Origin of the sequence: Stieleria sp. JC731 (assembly GCF_020966635.1) — a bacterium.
Lineage (GTDB): Bacteria > Planctomycetota > Planctomycetia > Pirellulales > Pirellulaceae > Stieleria.
The window spans coordinates 1,362,834-1,386,276 of the sequence record NZ_JAJKFQ010000011.1 but is presented as its reverse complement, the minus strand read 5'-3'; the positions used below and the strand labels follow the sequence as shown (position 1 = coordinate 1,386,276).

Annotated in this window: 12 protein-coding genes; 8 read left to right on the top strand and 4 right to left on the bottom strand. The window is 52.6% G+C overall.

From position 1 onward, the window contains the following. Positions 1 to 404 precede the first annotated feature (404 nt). From LOC67_RS21875 to LOC67_RS21855, 5 genes are all read left to right on the top strand, one after another. The gene (locus tag LOC67_RS21875) at positions 405 to 1,376 is read left to right on the top strand and encodes a LysR family transcriptional regulator (RefSeq protein WP_230264943.1); all 972 of its coding nucleotides are present in this window, start codon (positions 405 to 407) and stop codon (positions 1,374 to 1,376) included. 47 nt (positions 1,377 to 1,423) lie between these two features. Continuing rightward, positions 1,424 to 6,001 carry a glutamate synthase large subunit gene (gltB, locus tag LOC67_RS21870; RefSeq protein WP_230264942.1) on the top strand — a complete coding sequence of 1,526 codons (4,578 nt, stop codon included), beginning with the start codon at positions 1,424 to 1,426 and terminating at the stop codon, positions 5,999 to 6,001. A 61-nt stretch (positions 6,002 to 6,062) separates the two neighbouring features. Next, on the top strand, positions 6,063 to 7,562 hold the full coding sequence (locus LOC67_RS21865) for a glutamate synthase subunit beta (RefSeq protein WP_230264941.1): 1,500 nt from the start codon (positions 6,063 to 6,065) through the stop codon (positions 7,560 to 7,562). A 182-nt stretch (positions 7,563 to 7,744) separates the two neighbouring features. Beyond that, complete coding sequence (locus LOC67_RS21860) at positions 7,745 to 8,926, top strand: serine hydrolase domain-containing protein (protein ID WP_230264940.1); 1,182 nt, start codon at positions 7,745 to 7,747, stop codon at positions 8,924 to 8,926. A 96-nt stretch (positions 8,927 to 9,022) separates the two neighbouring features. Then, positions 9,023 to 9,901: a sugar phosphate isomerase/epimerase family protein gene (locus LOC67_RS21855; protein WP_230264939.1), complete on the top strand. Its 879-nt coding sequence runs from the start codon at positions 9,023 to 9,025 to the stop codon at positions 9,899 to 9,901. A 113-nt stretch (positions 9,902 to 10,014) separates the two neighbouring features. Here LOC67_RS21855 and LOC67_RS21850 read toward each other — a convergent pair whose 3' ends face one another. After that, positions 10,015 to 16,470 (bottom strand): PAS domain S-box protein, encoded by a 6,456-nt coding sequence (locus LOC67_RS21850; protein WP_230264938.1) that lies wholly within the window; start codon positions 16,468 to 16,470, stop codon positions 10,015 to 10,017. 641 nt (positions 16,471 to 17,111) lie between these two features. Here LOC67_RS21850 and LOC67_RS21845 point away from each other — a divergent pair. From LOC67_RS21845 to LOC67_RS21835, 3 genes are all read left to right on the top strand, one after another. Further along, entirely contained in the window at positions 17,112 to 17,939 is an 828-nt protein-coding gene (locus LOC67_RS21845; protein ID WP_230264937.1) for a MerR family transcriptional regulator, read from the top strand. A gap of 263 nt (positions 17,940 to 18,202) precedes the next feature. Next, positions 18,203 to 19,504: an SHD1 domain-containing protein gene (locus tag LOC67_RS21840; protein ID WP_230264936.1), complete on the top strand. Its 1,302-nt coding sequence runs from the start codon at positions 18,203 to 18,205 to the stop codon at positions 19,502 to 19,504. Between the two features lie 477 nt (positions 19,505 to 19,981). Further along, positions 19,982 to 20,314 (top strand): hypothetical protein, encoded by a 333-nt coding sequence (locus tag LOC67_RS21835; protein WP_230264935.1) that lies wholly within the window; start codon positions 19,982 to 19,984, stop codon positions 20,312 to 20,314. Positions 20,315 to 20,368: 54 nt separating this feature from the next. On the opposite strand, the gene LOC67_RS21830 is transcribed toward LOC67_RS21835, so the two are convergent. From LOC67_RS21830 to LOC67_RS21820, 3 genes are all read right to left on the bottom strand, one after another. Further along, positions 20,369 to 20,863: a transposase gene (locus LOC67_RS21830; protein WP_315861082.1), complete on the bottom strand. Its 495-nt coding sequence runs from the start codon at positions 20,861 to 20,863 to the stop codon at positions 20,369 to 20,371. A 537-nt stretch (positions 20,864 to 21,400) separates the two neighbouring features. Continuing rightward, positions 21,401 to 22,003, bottom strand: a complete 603-nt coding sequence (locus LOC67_RS21825; RefSeq protein WP_230264934.1) for an ankyrin repeat domain-containing protein — start codon at positions 22,001 to 22,003, stop codon at positions 21,401 to 21,403. An 11-nt stretch (positions 22,004 to 22,014) separates the two neighbouring features. Beyond that, complete coding sequence (locus tag LOC67_RS21820) at positions 22,015 to 23,433, bottom strand: polymorphic toxin-type HINT domain-containing protein (protein ID WP_230264933.1); 1,419 nt, start codon at positions 23,431 to 23,433, stop codon at positions 22,015 to 22,017. Between the last annotated feature and the right edge of the window lie 10 nt (positions 23,434 to 23,443).

Genomic DNA, 23,443 nt, shown 5'->3' with positions numbered 1-23,443 from the left:
AAGCGACATCGACAGATTGAACGTCTGTTGTTGTCGCCGTGTAGGCCTCACGGCCCCTTCAATCGTCAAGGGGCGCCGCTGCAAGGGGCGGACGATCTTGACCTGAGATTGCCGCCAGCCACGGCGGAATGATGCCCCGAATGCAACTCCTTAGAGCGTCTGATCAGACGTTTAGCACGACTCAGGGCAGCCCATTCGCACCGAGCTAGCGAAACGGAGTCCTCCTCAGAGCCTGATGCAGCTCATTATCCCCGCGATTGCGTGCATTTACTCGCCTTTATTGCCGGTGCACCCCCGCCAGAAGCCTGGTGGCTTGACGAAAAGTCCAGACCTACTACATTCCGCATTCGCCGGTGCTTAATATCCGGCTTTTGCAGTATTAGCTTTACTAATGGTGAATCGCTTTGCAGCTTCGCACGCTCGAAATCTTCTGCGAGATCGCACGCCGACGTAGCTTTTCGAAAGCTGCGGAGACCTATGGTGTCAGCCAAAGCGCTGTCAGCCAGGCGGTGCATCATTTGGAGCAGCAGATGGGTGTGCAATTGATTGACCGCTCGACGCGTCCGTTGTCCCTGACCAATGCTGGTGATGTTTTTCACACCGGATTGGTCGATATTTTAGGACGCTACCATCGCTTGGCCGAAGAGGTTTCATCGGCGGGCCGTGGTTTGACAGGTCAGTTACCCATTGCCGCGATTTACTCGATTGGCCTCAGTTACATGCCTGATGCGAAAGAAGAATTCGCGCGGCTGTATCCGGACATCGAAGTTCGAACCCATTACGGCAGCAACGAAGGCGTCATCAAAGAGGTCATCGCCGGGCATGCCGAATTGGGCTTGGTCAGCTTTCCGCGATCGAGCAAAGAAATCGTCTCGGTGGCATGGCAGAAGGAGCCCATTCGATTGGTTTGTGCTCCCGGTCACCCACTAGCCAAATGCACGGAAGTAAAACCGAAGGATCTCGATGGTGTCGAGATGGTCGGATTCGAATCATCTCTGGAACTTCGCCAAATGATCGATTCGGTTTTGCGAAGGGCAGGCGTCCGCGTTGATTTTCAAAACGAATTCGACAACGCCGACTCGATCGTCCGTGCAATCCAAGTCAACGAAAGTGCAGGCTTCCTACCCGAAGCGGTCATTCGTCGCGAAGCGGCAAATGGCGCGCTACGTGTTGTAGCCTGCCGCGCGTTAAGCATGACTCGTCCGCTGGGAATTATCTTTCGGAGATCCGATCGCCCCAGTCGAGCCGGTTATGAATTTGGTTCGATGTTGCTAGGACGTCCTCTTGAGCCGGATCGAGAGAAACGCAGCAGCGGCAGTCATCGAAAGACAACCTCCGACTCGTCGATCGACAATCAAACGTCGATCGTCGCCTAACCATATAAAGCTTCTCATCATTCCTCCGTTCCCCAAAGTTCTCTTTCATGTCCTCCACAGAAGCTGAACAAACACAACTGCGACGATTCCATCTTCCAGAAGCTCAAGGGTTGTATAACCCCGAGCATGAAAAGGATGCATGTGGCGTCGGGTTTATTGCGCACATTAAGGGCGAGCCCAGCCATCAGAACGTTCTTGACGCTGACGAGATTCTCCGTGCGATGAATCACCGTGGCGCTTGTGGCTGTGAACCAAACACCGGTGACGGTTGCGGAATGATGTGTGGCTTGCCGCACAAGTTTCTTAAGCGTGTTGCCAAAGACGACTTGGGCGTCGATCTTCCCGAAGAAGGTCAATTCGCTGCCGGCTTGGTCTTCTTGCCACAAGACGAAAAGGAACGCGAATTTTGCAAAGCGACGATCGAAAAACTGATCGAAGATCGTGGACAAGTTCTCTTTGGCTGGCGTAAGGTTCCCCAAGCGACGGACTTCGCCGATGTCGGCCCGACCGCACGTGCCGCCGAGCCGGTTATCGAGCAACTGTTTGTCGGTGCTTCCGAAGGACTCGAAGGCGACGCGTTCGAACGCGAGCTTTACGTCATTCGCAAAAAGGCTAGTCACCGCCTTCGTGGCAGCGACGACCTCAAGCAAGCGTTGATGTTCTACATCTGTTCGCTGAGCACGAAGGTCATCATCTACAAGGGGATGCTTACCCCGGCACAGTTGCTGCCGTACTACCCCGACCTTCGCGACGAGGATTTCCAAACTCACTTGGCGATGGTCCACAGCCGGTTCTCGACCAACACGTTCCCCAGCTGGGACCGTGCACAGCCGCTGCGATTCATGAGCCACAACGGCGAAATCAATACGCTACGCGGAAACAGCAACTGGATGCGTGCCCGCGAAGGCAATGCCGAAAGCGAGCTGTTCGGCGACGATCTAAAGAAGCTATTCCCTGTTGTCGAACCACACTGCAGTGACTCCGGTACGTTCGATAACGTCCTGGAATTCATGTTGATGACCGGTCGAACCCTTCAGGAAGCCATCATGATGATGGTGCCCGAAGCTTGGCAAAAACACGACACGATGGATGAAGAGAAACGTGCTTTCTATGAGTACTTCTCTTGCATGATGGAACCGTGGGATGGCCCTGCGTCGATCGTGTTCACCGACGGAAAGTACATCGGTGCGACATTGGACCGAAACGGTCTTCGCCCCAGCCGTTACTATGTCACACACGATGACCGCGTCATCATGGGTAGCGAAGTCGGCGTGCTGAAGGTCGATCCGGCAAACGTCAAATTGAAAGGACGGTTGCAGCCCGGAAAGATGTTCCTGATCGACTTCAAAGAAGGTCGTCTGATTCCCGATGAGGAACTGAAGTCTTCGTTCGCACATGCAATGCCTTACGGCGATTGGCTGCGTAAAGAACGTATTCGTCTGGCTGACCTGCACCCCGAAGGTGAAGCGCACGGCTTCGATAGCGATACCTTGCTGCAACGAATGCAAGCGTTCGGTTACACCACCGAAACGATGAACTTTATGCTTCGTCCGTTGGTTCGCGACTTGCGTGACCCCGTCGGTTCGATGGGTAACGACAGCGCGCTCGCTTGTCTAAGTGACAAGCCGCGGATGATTTACGATTACTTCAAGCAACTGTTTGCTCAGGTGACCAACCCCGCGATCGATTCGATCCGCGAAGAAGTCATCATGTCGCTGGAATGCTACATCGGCCCCGAGCAAAACTTGCTGACCGCGACGCCGGAACACTGCCACCGATTGTTGGTCGAACACCCAATTCTGACCAACGAAGAATTGGCCGCGTTGTCGCACATCAACTATGAAGGCTGGAACAGCCGCGTGATCGATATCACTTTCGATCGCAAAGAAGGCAAAGCCGGTCTGGTCGCAACACTCGACCGCATCTGTGAAGAAGCCGAAAAGGCCGCAGACGACGGAATTCAGTTGGTGATTCTTTCGGACCGCAAGATTTCTGAAGATCGAGTCCCCGTCAGTGCGTTGCTCGCTTCCGGTTCTGTTCACCACCACCTGGTTCGTGCCGCGAAGCGAACTCGAATCGGACTTGTCATCGAGACCGGCGAAGCCCGTGAAGTTCACCACCACTGCTTGCTGATCGGCTACGGTGCTGACGCGATCAACCCTTACCTTGCCTTCGAATCACTTTGGCAAGCACGCCGTGATGGTCTGATGGATTCCACTTTGGATGACGAAAAGATCGTTGCTGGCTATCGCAAAGGTGTTGCCAAGGGCATGCTGAAAGTGATGGCCAAGATGGGCATCAGCACCCTGCAAAGTTACAAAGGCGCACAGATCTTCGAAGCGTTGGGCTTGCGTGATGAAGTCATCGCGAAGTGCTTCGCCGGAACGGCAAGCCGAATCCAAGGCGTCTCTTTTGACGTGCTCGCCGAAGAAACCTTGCGTCGTCACGAACTCGGTTATCCCAAACGTTCGACCGACGCATCAAAAGCATTGCCAAACTTGGGTGAATACCACTGGCGTGCCGAAGGCGAAAAGCACGCCTGGACTCCCGAGTCGATTTCCAACCTGCAAATGGCGGCAAGGAATAACAACGAAGACGCTTACTGGCGATTCGCGGATAAGGTTAACGCGGACAACCGTTTGCGTTGTACCTTGCGTGGTCTGCTGGGATTCAAGAAGAGCGACAAATCGATTCCGATCGAAGAGGTGCAATCGGCATCAGAAATCGTCAAGCGTTTCTGCACCGGAGCAATGAGCTTTGGCAGCATCAGTGCCGAATCGCACGAGACGCTTGCGATCGCAATGAACCGTCTGGGCGGAAAGAGTAACACCGGTGAAGGCGGTGAAGACCCTGTCCGTTTCAAACCTCTTGATAACGGCGACAGCAAACGATCGGCGATCAAGCAAGTCGCATCCGGTCGCTTCGGTGTCACGATCGAATACTTGACCAATGCGGACGAGATTCAGATCAAGGTTTCGCAAGGTGCAAAGCCGGGCGAAGGCGGCGAATTGCCGGGTAAAAAAGTTGACAACAACATTGCCCGCATCCGCTACAGCACGCCGGGCGTCGGCTTGATCAGCCCACCGCCACACCACGACATCTATTCGATCGAGGACTTGGCGCAGCTAATTCACGATTTGAAAAACGCCAACCGTAGTGCTCGGATCAGCGTCAAGTTGGTCTCCGAAGTCGGCGTCGGTGTGATCGCTAGCGGCGTGGCCAAAGCGTTCTCGGATCACATTTTGATCTCCGGTGACACCGGCGGAACGGGAGCTTCTCCGTTGACCAGTATCAAACACGCTGGTCTGCCTTGGGAACTCGGTATCGCGGAAACCCACCAGGTATTGGTGCTCAATGACCTTCGCAGCCGAGTCGTATTGCAAACCGACGGCGGATTGAAAACCGGACGTGATGTTGTGATCGCGGCATTGCTAGGTGCGGAAGAATTTGGCTTCTCGACCGCTCCGTTGATCACGCTGGGATGCATCATGATGCGGAAGTGTCACTTGAACACTTGCCCGGTCGGCATCGCGACTCAAGACCCTGAATTGCGTGCGAAGTTCAACGGCAAGCCCGAGTATGTGGTCAACTACTTGTTCATGGTTGCCGAGGAAGCTCGTCGCATCATGGCCGAACTTGGCTTCCGCACGATCGACGAAATGGTCGGACGCAGTGACATGCTGCACACCGACGATGCGATTCGCCACTGGAAATCAGATGGGTTGGATTTGACAGCGATCCTTCGTGTCGCCACCAAGCCACACCCCGAAGTCGGCGTGATCTGCACGATGGCTCAGGACCATGGGTTGGACAAGTCACTTGACCTGTCAGTGATCCTTGACAAGGCACAACCAGCGATCATGGACCAGAAGCCTGTTGTGATCGAATCGCCGATCGTCAACATCAACCGTACTGTCGGAACGATCCTCAGCAACGAAGTCGCCAAGGTTTATGGCCAAGGTGGACTTCCCGACGACACGATCCGTTTGAAATTGCACGGATCGGCGGGACAAAGTCTCGGTGCCTTCCTGGCACACGGGATCACGATCGAACTCGAAGGCGACGCGAACGACTATGTCGGCAAAGGCCTAAGCGGTGGACGCATCGTTGTCTATCCGCCAAAGGAAAGCACATTCGAGTCGCAGGACAACATCCTGATTGGCAACGTCTGTTTGTACGGTGCCACCGGCGGTGAAGCCTACTTCCGTGGTGTTGCTGCAGAACGTTTCTGCGTTCGAAACAGTGGTGCCAAAACTGTGGTCGAAGGTGTCGGCGACCACGGTTGTGAATACATGACCGGAGGTCGTGTGGTTATCCTGGGTGAAACCGGTCGTAACTTTGCCGCCGGTATGTCCGGGGGTATCGCTTACATCTGGGATCGCAAGGGAGATTTCAACCTCAACTGCAACTTGGCATTGGTTGAATTGGAAAAGATTGAAGAGGCCGAGGAAGAAGCAGAGGTCAAAGAAATGATCACTCGATTCCGCGACTTCACCGGCAGCGAAGTGGCGAAGAAAGCTCTTGATGATTGGGACACATTCCTGTCTCAGTGCGTGAAGGTCATGCCGATCGATTACAAACGCGTGCTCGAAGAGCAAAAGAAAAGCGCAGCCGTAACGAGCTAACCATCGCTCGTTCGATCAATGACTTCACAATACAACGACCACCGAAATAGAAGAGACTGAAATGGGTAAGCCAACTGGATTCAAAGAGTTCGATCGTAAAAAAGTACCTTGGCGTCTTCCAGTTGTTCGTTTGAACGACTACGACGAAATCTACACCGAGCACAAAGTTGATCACCTGCGTGAACAGGGTGCTCGCTGCATGGACTGTGGCGTTCCGTTTTGCCAATCGGCAACCGGATGTCCGATCGACAACTTGATTCCCGAGTGGAATGACTTGGTTTACAACAATCGCTGGAAAGAGGCGATCGAACGTCTACACAAGACCAACAACTTCCCTGAGTTCACTGGCCGGACATGCCCAGCGCCTTGCGAGGGCTCATGTGTTCTTGGAATCACCAACCCGCCGGTGACGATCAAGAATATCGAGAACGCGATCGTTGACCGGGCATGGGAAGAGGGTTGGATTGTTCCCGAACCGCCAAAGTCAAGAACCGATAAGAGCGTCGTCATTGTCGGCAGCGGTCCTTCGGGACTGGCTGCTGCGGATCAGCTGAACAAGGCCGGACACACGGTCACCGTATTGGAACGTGCCGATCGTCCTGGTGGACTGCTGCAATACGGCATCCCGAACATGAAGTTGTCCAAAGAAGCGGTTCAGCGTCGTATCGACAAAATGACCCAAGAGGGCGTGACTTTCAAAACCGGCGTCAACGTTGGAAAGGATGTCGACCCGAAGGAATTGGTCAACGAATACGATGCGGTACTGTTGGCTTGCGGCGCGACCAAAGCGCGCGACTTGCCCATCGGTAATCGCGACGCGAAAGGGATCCATCTGGCAATGGAATTCCTGACCGCCAATACCAAGCAATCGGTTCATGGCGACAAGATCGGTGATACCTTCATCAGCGCCGAGGGCAAAGACGTCATCGTCATCGGTGGTGGTGACACCGGCACCGACTGTATCGCGACAAGCTTGCGACACGGTTGCCGCAGTGTTGTGAACTTCGAATTGCTTCCCAAACCACCGGCAGACCGGGCTCCCGAAAACCCATGGCCCGAATGGCCTCGCATCTTCCGAGTTGACTACGGTCACGAAGAGGCAGAAGCAAAGTTCGGCCGTGATCCACGCGAATACCAAATCCTCAGCAAGGAATTCGTGAAAGACGCTGACGGAAATCTTTCCGGGATCAAGACTGTCGAAGTCGAATGGACCAAAGATGAAGCAGGCAAATGGCAAATGTCAGAAGTTGCCGGCTCTGAAAAAGAATGGCCCGCTCAATTGATCCTATTGTCGATGGGCTTTCTAGGTCCGGAACAGTACGTCGCCGAGTCGCTGGGATTGGAAACCGATCCACGAAGCAACTTTAAAGCCGAACATGGCAAGTTTGCGACGAACATCGACAAGGTCTTCGCCGCAGGTGACTGCCGTCGCGGACAAAGTCTGGTCGTTTGGGCGATTAACGAAGGTCGCGGAGCGGCCCGTGCAATTGATCAATATTTGCAAGGTGAAAGCCAATTGCCCGCCCCGGGGATTACCATGGGCACCACCATGCAAGTCTAAGTCGATCGAAACGATATAGCGTGCACAACAACGCAGAGCCGACGGAGAGAGCCATCCATCTCCTGAGGCTCTGCGTTTTGTTTTTTATGTCGCACGCTTCATTTGAAACACAACCGAAGTGGTTCGGGAAGGCAAGATCTTGCCCTAAAGCGATCGACCCCGCAGCGCAATCTGAGCATCCGATGCACCTAGTTTCATTGAAGATCGCGGCGCTGGCGATTGCTTTGCCATTGATGTGTTCATGGACAGACACGGCGCAATCAGAAACTCCCTTTGACTCGATCGATCGCTTCACACAAAAGGCCGTCGACGATGGCAAAGTCGCAGGCGGGTGTTTGCTGGTCTATCACGGCGGGAAGGTGGTGCATCAGGTTGCATTTGGATATGCAGACCGAGAAAGCCATCGTCCTTTTGAAATCGACACCCCGGTCGTCATCGCTTCGATCAGTAAGCCAATCCTTTCGACACTCCTTCACCATCTTGTTGATCAAGATAAGCTAGATCTCGATGCGCCGATCGCGGAATATCTTCCAGAGTTCTCATCATGTCGGCTGGAATCGGGTGCACTCCTTGATCGCTCGCCGACGACGACGGAGTTGATCACACACACCTCAGGAATTCGTCCGGATGAAGCGGCTGATGGACGTGTCTGGTACCAATCTTGGACAGCCGATCAGAGCTTGGAATACGTTGTCAAGCGAATCGCAGATGACTTTCCGTTTAAACATCAGCCCGGCGAAAAGTTCGCTTACAGTGGCATCGGCACCGAGGTCGCAGCTCGCGTTGGCGAAGTCGTCACAGAACGCACTCGCAACGAAATGCTTCAGGAGTATTTCTGTGCCCCGTTAGGCCTAACAGCAACGTACTATCGCGACCGGTCAGCACTTGAAAGCCTGGACGTCCAACCAGCTACCAGATACTACCGAGGGGCAAAGAGTGGAAAACTGTTCCGGTCCAACGAGCGTCCCGTTCCGGAAGCGAACCGTTACAGTTCCTCCGGTGGATCGATCATCTCGAGTGCACCAGATCTGCTGACATGGTTGCTGATGATTCGCAACGGGGGACGACATGATGGGGGGACGTATCTGTCCAAAGAAAGTCACACGCACTTCGTGACCGAACATGAAATCGGCTATGCAGCCAAAGGCGGCATGTTTATTCGTCGGCGTGATGACTTTGGAAACCCAGCTCGCTACAGCCATACCGGATCAAGCGGTACGAACGTCTGGATCGATTTCGAACAAGATACGATTGGGATTATGTTGACGCAGACCCGAGGCTCCGACATTCGCGAATTTCGAAAAGAGCTTGAACGCCGAGTGACCGAGTCGGTGGCGATGCTTGATGCCGTGCCAATCGACTGAAAACGCAAGAACGATTTTCTATTGCGAAACTGACAAATCGCCAATCGACTACAATTATTCCTTCACTAATCCATTCCCTCCAATTGGCTTCTCCAAATGAAACGTCGTCAATTTATTGCCGCGGGCGCCGCAATCTCCACATTGATCGCCAAACCAAACTGGCTGCTCGCGCTTGATGCCGACAATCAATACCGCAAGAACATCGGCATCCAGCTTTACACGCTAAGAAACGAGATTGGCAAAGACGTTGCAGGAACGCTGAAAGCCGTCGCCGAAGCTGGATACCAACAGGTGGAACCCTACGGCTTCCCTGGTGCCGATGACATGATTCGCGAAGCCAAAGCCAATGGCATGAAAGTCAACTCGTCGCACTGCAATACCGACGGCATCTTCCATCCAGATCGGAAAGGTGTTCAACCATTTGATGCGTTGCTCGAAAAAGCTCACGAGCATGGCCTAAGCCATCTTGTCGTTCCATACCTTTCGGGTGACATGCGAGACTCGCTCGACAAATACAAGATGGTCGCCGATCGCTGTAACGCCGCTGCCGAGAAGGCTTCAAAAGCTGGAATCCAACTGTCGTATCACAATCACGCCTTCGAGTTTGAACCTCATGATGGTGGGACCACTGGCTACGACATCTTCAAAGATCGATTCTCAGAACACATGAAATTCGAAGTGGACGTGTTCTGGGTCGCCGTTGCCGGAGTTGATCCGTCGAAGTTAATCGGAGATCTAGGCGGACGTGTATCTCAATTGCACCTAAAAGATCTCGACGCAACGGTCAAAACACCGAAGTTCGATGGGATCCCTAAAGAAGCCTTCAAAGAATTGGGCAACGGGGTCATCAAAATGGAACCCATCTTGGCCGCAGCCGAAAAAGCCGGTGTCGCACATTGCCACGTCGAACAAGATCACTCACCGCACCCGCTCGAAAGTGTACGCGAAAGCATCGGATACCTAGGAAAGCTTTAGCCTACCGCTCAGCAAACGAAGTGTTCCGTGGCCCAGTTCCGAGGATATCGAACTGGGCCATTTTTTATATTTGCCAAAACGACAGTCGATAGACATCGATGCGGTTCCAAAGTCTAGTTTGGTTCGGACTCATGTCGATCTTCATGACTGTTTCCCAAGTCGTACAAAAGTCGATGAATAACTTCCGGTTCGATCGGCTTTACTAGATGCTGATCGAACCCTGCTTCCTTCGTTTTTCGGAAGTCTTCGTCCTGTCCCCATCCGGTTAACGCGACGAGAAGCATTTTCTTCCCCCAAGATTCAGCTCGCATCGCCCTGGCTGCCGCATATCCATCCATGACAGGCATTCCGATATCCATGATGACAAGGTCCGGCTTAAATTCCTCGGCTGCTTGAACGCCTTCCACACCATCGGATGCGATGCGAACGTCATTGCCCAGCTTTTTGATCACTATGCTCAGTGTTTTTGCCGCAGCATAGTTGTCATCAACGACAAGCACCTTCGATACACGCCGCAGGGTCGAGAGCATCTGTTCCTGATTGTCGCCACGTTCAACAACTGGTTCCTCCAGCACTCTTTCGATTGGCAATCGAACCGTGAACGTCGCTCCCTTGCCAGCTCCGGGACTAAGAACACTGATCTTTCCCCCATGCATTTCCACCAATGACTCCACCAGCGAGAGCCCAATCCCCAACCCCGCATACCCCAGCGACTCCTCACGTTCGATTTGGGCGAACATCGTGAAGACCTTTACCAATTGATCTGACTCGATCCCAATCCCATCATCCGTCACGCTGATGACCGCTTCACGATCCTCGATCCGTGCTGTCACCGTCACATTGCCTCCAGATGGAGTGTACTTCGCTGCGTTGTTGATCAGATTGGAAAGGATTTGTGAAAGGCGGTGGGGATCACCATTAAGCATCGCATCCCTGTCTGGCAAATCGACGTGGAAACGATGCCCAGCAATCTCGACCATTGGTCGCGAAATCTCGATCGCGTCTTTCACAACAGAAAAGAACCGCAAATTCTCTCGGCGCAAACGAAGCTTGCCTTTGGAAATCCGAGAGACATCCAAAAGGTCGTCCACCAGTGCGACCAGATGCGAAAGCTGACGATGCATCGTTTGCAAAGTTTCGGCAATCATCTCGGGATCGTTCGCTGATGTGCGAATGATCTCAAGGCCAGACCGCAAGGGAGCCAGAGGATTACGAAGCTCGTGCGCCAGTGTTGCCAAGAACTCGTCTTTTCGACGATCCGATTCGCGTAGAGCTTCTGATGCGATCTTCGGTTCAGTGATGTCGTAGTTCACACCAACCAATCGCAGTGGAATTCCCTGCTCGTTGCGTTCGACTTGACCCGCAAAGGCGATCCATCGAATTTGCCCATCGATCTTTCGAATCCTCGCCTCGTGATAAAACTCGTGGGCGTCTTCGGTTACTTGACGTAGCACACGACGAAGTTCACCTGAATCTTCTTCATGGACATGTTCAAAGAATATTGAAACCGCGACTTCACCATCGCCAGGCTCTAATCCAAAGATCTCATACTCACGATCATTCCAGACACAACTTCCACGCTGCAGATCCCATTCCCACAGCCCCATCTTTCCGCCTTCAAGTGCAGCGGCAAGTCGACGTTCGCTTGCCAGCAACTCCAGCTGAGTCTGCTTGCGTGACGTGATGTCTTGAACGAAACCCATCAGGTGTGGTGGCTCGCTTCCTCGGTCAACCTCGGCATGAGAAGCAACCCAGCGAACTGTTCCGTCAGGCTGCACGATTCGCATTTCGACGTTGAAAGAAACACCTGTGTCGGCAGACTCTTTCAAAGCCAAGCGAACGGTTGCTTGATCATTTGGATGAACGACCGCCAGAATATCTTCCAATGTCGTTTCAGTTTCGGGGGCAAAACCATACAGACGCATTGCCAGTTCCGACCCTCGAAATTCGTTCGCCCCGGGAGTTGCTTCCCAGCTACCTGCCTTCGCAATTTCCATGGCTTTCGAAAGTCGGCCTTCACTCTTGCGGATCAGTCCCTCGGCATTTTTCTGTGGCTGAATGTCGACGTTTAGACCGACCCATTCGCGAACTGATCCGTCGTCTAGCAACACCGGAACGGCGCGCACTGCAGTCCACCGGTATTCGCCCGAACAATGCCGAACGCGGTATTCCATCCGGCAATCAGATTTGGTGATCACCGCTCGACGCCATTTTTCGGCTGTCACTTCACGGTCCTCTGGATGAATCGCATCCAGCCATCCCCACCCTTTCCATTGTTCAAAGGTTTGGCCGGTGTATTCTCTCCAAGACGGTGAATCCAGTTCGACTTCACCACTTGCCGTCGTCGTCCAGACGATTTCCGCAGTCGCATCGATAAGTGCCCGATAACGCTCTTCGCTGTGCCGCATTCGATATTCGGCTTGTTTTCGATCACTGATGTCAACGGCAGATGCGATCACGTGACGAAGTGTTCCGTCGTCGTCATACGTCGGCGACAACATGTACTCCACTTCAAGCGATTCGTTGTCGTTGGTCCACCAAATTGCGTCTCGGCGAATGATCGCTCCCCGTCGTACATTGTCGTAATCTTGTAGGATCTGTTGCCGTGATGCCTCATCAAAATTCCACCAAGGTTGATCCCACTCCTTTCGCCCGATCGCGTCCTCACGAGCGATCCCAACTGTATCGAGCGCCGATTGACTGACTTCAAGCGTCGTCCCCTCTGGATCCATCAACGCCACAAATGCGAGCTGGTTATCCAGCACGCGTCGCAAGTAAGCCTCACGATCGCGAAGATGTGTTTCCCATAGCTTTTGTTCGGTGATATTGATCGCCGCACCACAAATACTGACCACGCGGCCCGAAGTGTCCTTCGTAGGAATCCCACTCGCACTTAGCCAAACGAAGTGACCGTCATGGTGCAGAATACGGTGCTCGATTTGATAACGCGACTTATGACCAGCTACAACTTGGTTTAAATGTCCGATGACTCGCGACCGATCTTCATGGTGAATTAACGCGATGATCTGTTCATATCGATTGTCGAACGAATCCTTGTCGTAGCCGAGTGCATCGAAAAGCGAGTTTGACCACTGAACCGTGCCCGCGTCGATATCCCACTCCCATGCACCGACACCGCCTGCGAGCTGCGCGACCTCCAAACGACGATTTAGATCAATCAATGACTGCTCAGACTTTTTCCGATCGGTCACATCGAATGACATTCCGAACCATTCTTTAACTTCGCCTTTATCGGTTGGAATCGGTGCGATCGAAGTGCTCATCCAACGGTACTGGCCATCACGCCGACGAATTCGATGTTCACTTCGAAACGGACGAAACGTTTTAATTGATTCATTCCACTCTCGAATGACTTCTTCGACGTCCTCAGGATGCACGGCATTCTGCCAACCGCTGCCCAGCGACTCTTCGACCGTTTGACCAGTAAATCGCATCCAAGAAAGCTGCGGCTCGATGTACAACCCCGACGCCGGACAGGCCCATGTGATCGCACTAGTTGCATCAATCACCGTCCGATATCGATGCTCACTTCGCCGCAAATTTTGTTCGGCTAATTTCCTTTCCGTGATTTCTTGCGCAACAATATTCACACCTGCGATTTCCCCGTTCGGGCGATTCACCGGGACGCAGCTGGTTAAGAAGATTCGACCATCGTTTGACGCATTGCTTGGGCCGGTGACTTCGCTATCGATGACCGGCTTTCCACTGGCGAGAACCCTTTTACAAAGCTCCGAAATAGCCTCGGCAAAGGTAGTTGGCATCACCGACACAATCTTTTGCGCTAAGTGTGCTTCGGCGGGAAGGCCACTTAGCGATGCTAAACGTTCATTGATGCTAATGAATCGCTGGTCGCAGTCGACAAATGCCAACCCGATCGGTGCCGTTGAATAGATGTTTTTGTTTTGAGCCAGCTGCTGTTCCGCTTTTTGCTGGGCCTCAAGTAAGTCGGTGATTTCCGTGAAAGTCATCACCACACCTTGAATACGCCCGTCTTCCGTCCGATAAGGAAGCATTCGCCGATGGTACCATCGGTTCCCGTCATGACTTTTTATCTGTCGATCTCGCGGTCGTAGATCTCGCAGTACTTTTTCGGCATCATCAACTAGGTTTGGATCCTCGAAACGCGTTGAGATGTCCGCCAGAGGTCGCCCCAGGTCTCCTGCGATAAACCGAAACAAGTCAACGCACGAAGGTGTGTGCCTTCGGATTCGAAATTGAGAGTCCAAAAAGATCGTTGGGACATCCGTACTGGCAATGATGTTCTCTAGATCGTTGGTTGACTCTTCCAGCTCACCAACTTTTATTTCTAATTGGTTGTTTAACGTCGTCAGTTCTTCGTTCAAGGACTGAAGTTCTTCTTTGGACGTCTCCAATTCCTCATTGCTGGACTGCAGCTCCTCGTTCATCGTCATTGCTTCTTCATTGGAAGCCTTCAGCGCTTCATTGGCTGATTCCAATTCCGCAATGGAACTGTTTAATTGCTCGCGAGTCGTCGCCAACTCGTGTTCGAGCTCCATCATGGTGTGTTCCGACACAACTGTTTCATCAATCAGCGAATCATGTGATTCATGAAAGACGAGAGCTTCTTTGCTGACGACATTTTCCAGTGGCGTAAAGACGATCAAAACAGCAGGATCTTCCGGGCGTCCGAGCAAACGGCTAATACGCATATGGCAACGTTTGAATCCGCCATCACGCTGAACTCTTCCTTCGATATCGATCAGATGTTTCGAATCCCATGCCTTTCGAACCCCGTCACGAAGCTTGGCTTTGATCCCACGACGTGAGACTTCAATCAGATCCGGAAGCTCCGTGGATAGCTCCCCGGTATTGAGCTTCAAATACAGGTCGGCGCAACCTTCGACAAACAAAAGCTTTCCCTTTTCGTTGACCACGGCAACGGCTCGATCAAGCTGTTGCAGTACCTGTCGTTGCACACAAGCGCCAAGCCCTGATTCACGCCGTCCCTGTCGCTGTGTCACCTGACCGATGTCAGAATTTGGCAACAGCGGCTGCTGGTTGGACTCATATCCCGTTTCGACTGGTGGCCAGCTCTTAACAGAAGTGCGACGAAACAACCGCAGCTTCTTTGAAATGGGGGAGAACAAATCGGCGGCCCGTCCGACGGATTCCGTGTTCCCAAGAAACAAAATCCCCCCCTCTTTCAACCCAAATTGAAAGACGTCAAGAACCCGATCCTGAGCTTCACGCTCCAAGTAGATCAATAGATTTCGGCATAGAACTAGATCCAACTTGGCAAACGGCGGCTGCGCCAATACGTTCTGGCTTGCGAACACGACTGATTCACGAAGCTGCTTCGAGATTCGATATGTCCCGGGTTCTTTATTGAAAAAACGTCGTAGCCTGCCCAGCGGAACGTCCTTCATGATTGCTTCCGGATAAACGCCGCTGCGTGCGATCTGCAATGCGTCTTCAGCGACATCCGTTGCGAAGATTTGGAAAGGCGCGTCCTTGCCAAGTCCTTCTGTTTTCTCCAACAACAGCATCGCAATGGAGTACGCTTCCTCTCCGGTTGCACATCCCGCACACCAAACTCGAATCGGTGACTGGCGACTGGCACGTTCGACCAAGACGTCCAGCTGCTGTTCTAGCTGTTGCCATGCGATCTGATCTCGAAAAAATCGAGTGACTCCAATTAACAGGTCGCGCCGCAGGGCCTCGCGTTCGGCTGAATTGTCGTCCAGGACTTTGACATAGTCAGAAAGCTCTTCTAGTTGTAGAAGCCCCATCCGCCTCTGAATTCTTCGAAGCAAGGTGTTTTTCCGGTAGCGGCGAAAATCCTGTTTCAGCTCTCTTCGGATCAAATCAAGAACCGGAGCGAGATCAGCGTTTTCGCTCCTCGAGGCAACCTGAGCAGAAAGCGGTCCATACCGGCGACAAAAGTCGACATACCGCTTCAACCGGAATCCGATCTGATTTACGGGTAGCACATAATCAATGTGAACAGCATCAATTGCCGAGTTCGGCATCCCCGCATGTTCGGCTTCGTTTGGCTCTTGGACGATCGTTAGGCCACCGTAGTGCTTGATCTCTCGAAGCCCTGCCGTTCCGTCGGTTCCGGTCCCCGACAAGACGATACCGATACTGGATTCGCTACTGTATTCAGCCAAAGAAATGAAGAAGTAATCGATCGCCATCCGCGAACCACGATTGTCCTGAGGTTCACTTAGCTGCAGACGCCCATCTTTGATGGACAAATACCGTCCCGGCGGGATCACGTACAATTGATTGACTTCGACCAGCATTTCCTGATCGACTTGATTCACAGGTAACTTTGTGCGTCGACGCAGAATATCGACAAGAGAACTGGAGTGATTCGGATCGAGATGCTGGACAATGACAAACGCTACTCCCGGATCGTCAGGAATATTCTCCAAGAATCCTGTCAGAGCGTTTAAACCGCCTGCAGATGCACCAATACCGACAACGATGGGACGTTGTTTGTTGCTTTCCTGGCTGGCCGGCAAATCCTCGTGTTTGGCAGAAGAGGATTGACTGGAATCTGCAGACGATTGTAGATCATTCATTTGATCGCCATCGTGGATTCGAGATTAATGTGGCCAACTTAGAAGACGATCGTCTAATTCGACGTGCACGTCGGATCTCGACTGAGAATTTTGACTGCGGCAGAGAGCGAAACAGAATCTGCGAGAAGAACGCTCCAAGCAATATTCGTCGACCACGTGTGAAGCAGCGACAGGCCGAGCGGGACGCATGACGATGCGGACTGGCCTGCCAAGTCAAGGATCCAATCCGCCGCTTCGACATAAGAGGTTTCCGAAGCTGGAGTGTTGATACATCTCCCAACCGCTGTGTTGCAGCAAAGGAAAATATGCCAACCATTTCTGAGCTCCGTGTCTTACGTGAAAACGACTCATCGATTCGGGTTCAGGTCGTCTCCACCGGAAATAGCATCGGCTCGTTTCGCATTAGCGAAGCGAGTTCGTTGATCTCGATAAATCGACGTCCTTGCATTCATTAGAATCTCGTGTGGAGAGCACAACTGAACAATTCCATTCATTTTGCGAAGATTGATTGCCATTGAATTGAAGAGAACGTCGACGAGCACAAAGCCGGGACGCCTGCCGAATTTGCTTCTCGTCACGCAAAATCACCATCGGTTTATGGAAATTTTTCATTTGACTCTCCCCTTGGAGGAGACCGTAGCATGGCTGGCATGTTCAGCATCGGCGAATTTTCGAAGATCACCGGACTGACGATCAAGTCACTTCGGTTCTATCACGAACAAGGCGTTCTGACTCCAAGCTATGTGGAAGCCGGTAGCGGCTACCGCTACTACTCGGAGTCGAAAATTGACCTTGCTCGGGTGATCGCGCAACTACGCGAACTTGATTTCTCCGTCGCTGAAGTTCGAGACATGGTCAGCGAACACAACGATGACGCGGACATCCTGGAACGACTCGCTTCGCAGCGTAATGCGATCGAGTCACGTATGAAAAGGGACCGCGAAATTGCTAAGTTGCTCGACCGAATCATCACCCATGAAACCGAGGCCACACGCACGATGAATCAGTCCACTTATGCCGTCGAAGAAAAAGACATTGCCCCTTGTTTGATCGCCAGCATTCGTATGAAAGGTGCCTATCACGAATGCGGCAAAGGGTTCGCGAAAATCGGTCGCAAACTAGGACGCTACATCCAAGGAAATCCCATGCTGCTGCATCACGACAGCGAATACAAAGAGGGTGATGCGGATTTCGAAGCATGCATGCCTGTGAAAAAAGGCAATTCGACAGACGAAATCATCATCAAAGAACTGCCCGGTGGACAGGCACTCTCGCTAATGCACTTGGGACCGTACGAAGATCTCGGGCGATCCTACGAACGTATCATTTCTTACGCAAAAGAACACAACCTCCACTATCAGTTGCCTACCCGAGAAATCTATCACAAAGGCCCCGGGATGATCTTTAAAGGCAACCCAAAGAAGTATTTGACCGAGATCGTTTTCCTAATCGACGACGACGCTACCTAGAGCGAACGTGCCACGAGAATGTCAAATTGCCCGGTAAGCTTGGCCACAAACGCAACTCTGTGAACTCGGCGTCTCTGCGTTTCAATTTCTTCTTCTGTGTTTATATTTCTTCTTGCCTCAACATTTCGACACACCATCAACACTCGTCACAAGCAGATTGACGGACATCGCAGCGACGTCGTCATGCTCGTTTTGCAATTCGAACTTGCATTCATTAAGCTTGATGCCCAACTCAATCCAAACGCGTTGACGAGTGACTGACCATGTTTCGTGCGACGAATAACACCAAAAATCTGCGGCTTGCGTGCATGCTGCTCGCATTGACTGTGGGCCTGTTTGGAAATGGCTCCACGAGTGTGGCCGATGATCTTCGAGTCTGGCGAGACAGCACGGGCAATTTTTCTGTCGAGGCGACTTTGATCTCTGTCGACGCCGGAACGGTTTACTTGGAAACACCAACGGGGCGAAAAATCGACGTTCCTCTTACTCGGTTGAGCAAAGAGGATCGAAGCTTTTTACGCTCGGTATCCGAATCTCCTGCAAACGAACGCGTCGCCTCAAGGGAGTCGAAGCCCAAGTCCGCAATTGAGATCCATAAATCCATCCAGCTCGCGCTGCGAGGGAAACCGACTGAGACGCCATCCGAAATGCCTCTTTCGGAATTCCTCTCAAAACTCCCATTTCCAACCTACTTGGACTCGGTGGGCCTCAGTTCCATCGGTCTCTCCGACTCACAATCGATCCGACCAAACGCCAACGCAACGACGCTGGCCGAGCAGTTGGACACCACATTTGCCTCACTTACGCTTAGTTGGCAAGCTCGGCAGACTGTGGTGGTCGTTAGTGTGAGCGACAGAGAGAGCCTGATGATTCATCCTCAAGTTTATCTCGCAAATGGTGTACACCCGCAGGCTCTGATTGAGCGTTTGAAAACGATCGAAACCGGCAGTTGGGAAGAGCGTGGTGGCCCTGGATCGGTTGGGATCCTTGGTTCTCGCGTCATCGTGCGTCAAACGCCGGAAATCCATCGTCGAATTGAACGCGAACTCAATCTACGACAGGCCGTTTGGAAGTACGTCCATCCATTGGATCAAGTCGTTGTTAACTTTCCGAAACAATCGCTCCCACTGACAGGTTTCGCGGGCTCGATTGAAAAGCAAACTGGTATCGCCGTCGAGATCGATGAAGCCAGTTTCAAAAATATCGGTCTCTCCCCGGACGTATCCGTCGAAGTCGACTTCCCGGGATGCTCGGCTGCCGAGGTCTTGGACTTGGTCTTAGGCAGCGTCGAGGCGACGTGGATCGAACGAGACAAGAAAATCATCTTTTGTACGACCGATCAAGCCGAGAAGGAACTGCTACCGACTCGGATTCCTTTTCGTTCACCAGGCGCTGGGAACCGTCTTTTGCTGGTGTTTCAAATCGCTATCAAGCCCGACCGCTGGGAATCACTCGGAGGTAGGAGTCAGATTCAGATGGCTGGCAACGGTGCTGTGATGTTGCGAGCCGACTCTCAAGTCACAAGAGAAGTGATCGCATTAGCAGCGACGCTCGTTGGACGCTAGCACTTTCAGCATTCATCAGCCGCGACGCGCCAGCGTGCGGTTCCCGTCCGGTCAGCACCATCACCGTGAACCACGCACCAGCATGTAGTTCCCGTGCGGCCACCACTCATCAGCCGCAACGCGCCAGCGTGCGGTTACCGTCCGGTCAGCACCAGCACCGTGAACCACACACCAGCGTGCGTTTCCCATCTTTCAGCAATCATCAGCCGCAACGCGCCAGCGTGCGGTTACCATCCGGTCGGCATCAGCACCGTGAACCACACACCAGCGTGCGTTTCCCATCTTTCAGCAATCATCAGCCGCAACGCGCCAGCGTGCGCTTTCCGTCCGGTCAGCATCAGCACCTTGAACCGCACGCTGGCGCGTTGCGGCTGATGCTGACCAGTGATTGACGGGGCGTTGGACTTTATTGACGGGTTCTCGCAGCCATCTTAGACTTAACGTCTATCAATCACCGCATGCGATTGGAATTCCTTGATGATAAAAAAAACAATGCTCGGGAGATCGCATCGGTTTCTATTCGCATTGCTTGTGACGTTGCTTGGCGTTTCACAAAGTGTTGCAGAAGACAATGGCGCTGATCTGATGGCATCACTTCGAAATCACTATGCATCCACCGCACGCGAGATCACCCTCCGGTCGGCCGGCGATTCGGGCGAGACGTTTGTGATGATGGAAAAGCCTGCGATGAGTTGGGCCAGTCTAGGCGGTTGGTCCGGCGATCTATTCGTGTGGACTGGCAACGGAAAGATCCAGGCGGCGGAGGCAGTGCAAAAGGGGTCAGGCCTCTTTCTTCGCTTCTTGGAATAGTTTCCGGATTCCAGGTCGGCCCCTGGGACGCATCGTCGACTCTAGATTCAGCCGTCATGCGATCGATTCAACCCAGCCTTCGTCACCCAGCGGGGCACCTCGCTGAGCAGACCGTCGCACCGCTTCTATTTCCTTTTCCGACAAGGCCTGATTCACACGGGTAACCCATTTCGGCGGTCGTGCAAGCGGCCAACGTGACAGCAGCCTGGGCTCCGAGTCCTTTCTATTGCGCCATCTCCGAAGCGATCGCCATTGCTCGGCACTTTCGACCAGGCCCGCGCGTAGTGCATTGCGTTCGACGTAGCGGCACACCACGTGAAAGTGATTATCATCCTGAATCGGAAAACTCTTATACCGTTGCTGGTAGACGTGCCTCGTTCCACCGGTGTGGTAATGGGCGTGGTACCGCATCGTATGTGTGCCGACCCAGCCCTTGAAGCGGCTCATTTCACCATCGACCAACGGTCGGATCACCAAGTGATAGTGATTGGGCATCAGTTGATATGCAAACAATTCAACCTGATTCATCTCCCGGGCCTCACCGAGGATTCGCTCAAATGCGGCGTAGTCTTCATCCTTGTGAAAGATCTCGGCTCGGAGATTGCCACGGTTGAGAACAGGTAAAGACCACCAGCTTCATCGGCACGGGGAGCTCGAGGCATAGTCCGAGGCCCTACGGAATCGCGTCGGCATCAAAACCGCAGCCTATCAAAGCCGTTTAGACCAGAACAGAGGCCTGCCCCCTTTTCTCTTTCGGTGAATGAGCGTGGAGGTAGCTTGCAGCTTGGTTTGATTCGCGAAATCGGATTCAGTAAGCTCAGCAAGCACGGCGGGATCTCCTTGATTGGGTAGCGTTATCACCACCTATTCAGAAGGATTCTGCCGTGCCTTTCAAGCTTTAGTTGGCACTTAAAATGAAACCAACATTTGCTTGCACTACCGGTAGTGCAAGTAAGCGAGTGAAGTGCCTGCATGTTGTTGGTTCCTACTTAAGTTCGTGCCATTCCGGCCCGACACTTTTCCTCTGATTCGGCGGACTCAATCTCTACCCACAATAAACCCGGATGGACCTTTTCGTTCCCCTAGTTACTTGTATTTCCTAAGCAATGAAACTGCATCGTGGTTTTCAATATAACAAGCGAATTCCAGCAGGGTCATTTCTTGAATCAGCTCGGTGTCCGTTTTCGAAACATCTTCAAACACAGTTATGAGCTGTACCTGGCAGCCATTACTCAACAGTTCACGCAAAACGCTTTGATGAAAATTTCTGACTGCGTTCTCAGCTGGCGTGGTCCTGCTAATCTCATTCACAAAATTTACATCAGCGCCGTACAAAACAAGAAGACGAACACATTCTAGACTACCCGACGTTGCAGCATAGCAAAGGGATCTTGACAAGTCAAAACGCGTTACATGCAGCGATTCCAGTAGATATTTTAAGATCTCAGGTGATGGAGAACCGTTGGTTGAGATCGCACTCACCGCCCAGTCAATTGTCTCTGCTTCAAGATCTGAAGCAAAGGCATTTGCGATTTCTTTGAACACTGGAAAATAACCAACTGAAGCTGCGAGATTCAGGGCTTCAGTCGCTTGATCCGGTGAGGCTATTGCGCCAGCACGCATAAAGAGCGTAGCCTTCGAAAGCGATTTATCAAAAATCGCCTGCCGCAAGCGTTGAAAGCGATCCATTTTGTTCTCAATTAACGCCTGAAAAAGTCTTCAAAGAAATCGATTTTTAAATCATCGCTATTGTTAAGTATCTTGTTTATTTCCTGGGCATTCTTGTATTGTTTTCGTAGTATATTTCGGATAAATTTTCTTGACTGCTTTGAGCCCTGTTTAGTTGCCATCCATTCCACAGCGTTCCGTTGCCCCTTCGAACTGTTTAGTCCGCGATCCATCAACCTAAGGTTTTTTGAACTGTCTTGGAATGCAATCACTTGGTCGTAGAGTTTGTCACCTTTTTTCACCCCTGCTCGCGCCAACGCTCGTTTTATCGCCTCCTTGGGCAACACATGATCACCTGCCAAGCTATCGCGAGTCACTCGCTTTGACAAGATGCCTAGCTTGTTTGAATGATGCCCGAAAAATCCGTTACTATGAATCAGTGCGTCATCCACATACGCATTGTGAATCAGTACCCCACCGTCTCCCACGTAGTACACGTGCTCTCCGTGTACTTCCAAGTTGAAGACCGGTTCGGGGCCGGGTCTTGGTAGGAGGGCGACGACTTGTTTGGTGTCGCCGGCGTAGGTGCGGACTTGTTCTCCGATTTCTAATGTTGCCGCTTGGACGTATTCTTGGCGGTCTTCGGACCAGAAGGGGTGGTTGCCGGTGGTGCCGATGGTTTCAGTGGAAACGTTTTCGCCGATGGTCAGATCGATGACGTCGCCGCTGGTGTGATGAAAAGTCGCCGTGACGACTCGACCAGCACCCGCTTGCACTTGCGGTGCGGGTTGCAGGTCAACCAGTAACGCCGGCCCAGTGATTGCCAACTCCGGAAGGTCCATCTCTGCGGCCAATCCGACGACCTCCAACCCGGAATCGGCAATGACGAAATCAATCATTGCCAAGTCACGAAAGATTGGCCGCAAGGGAGACAGCGGCACCGACAACTCTGTTTGGCCGATATCGATAGTCGGCGCCTGGGGCGGCGAGATTTCGGTTGATAGGTCGTTCTGCACGTCGACGATGAAATTGATTTGCGAACGCACCCAATCTTCGCTGCGCAGCAATTCAATCTGCAGTTCACTACCGTCCTCCTTGGGCATGACCAGGGAAAGCTGCAGCCAACCGCTCCAATCCGGCTCGGTCCACGAGGCGCGCTCTTCGTTGGAGACTTCCGGATTGCGAGCCAGCACACGCTCGCCGACCCTGATTTGCTCGATTGCTTTGGTGGAGTGGTCGGCAACGGGGCTTTGTTGCTGAGCTCGCTGGGCGTGTGCCAGCGAGACAAGTTGGTCGTTGGTCGCAGCATCAGATTGCTGGTGAGGTGCCGTCGCGTCTTGCGCTGAGGGCCAAAGCCATGCCAGCGCGGAAACGAGCAGGCACACGATGAAGATGCTACGACCGATGAATTGAATCCAACGAACGCTGTTTGAGGAGTTTGAAGTTGGCATGATGGAGTTT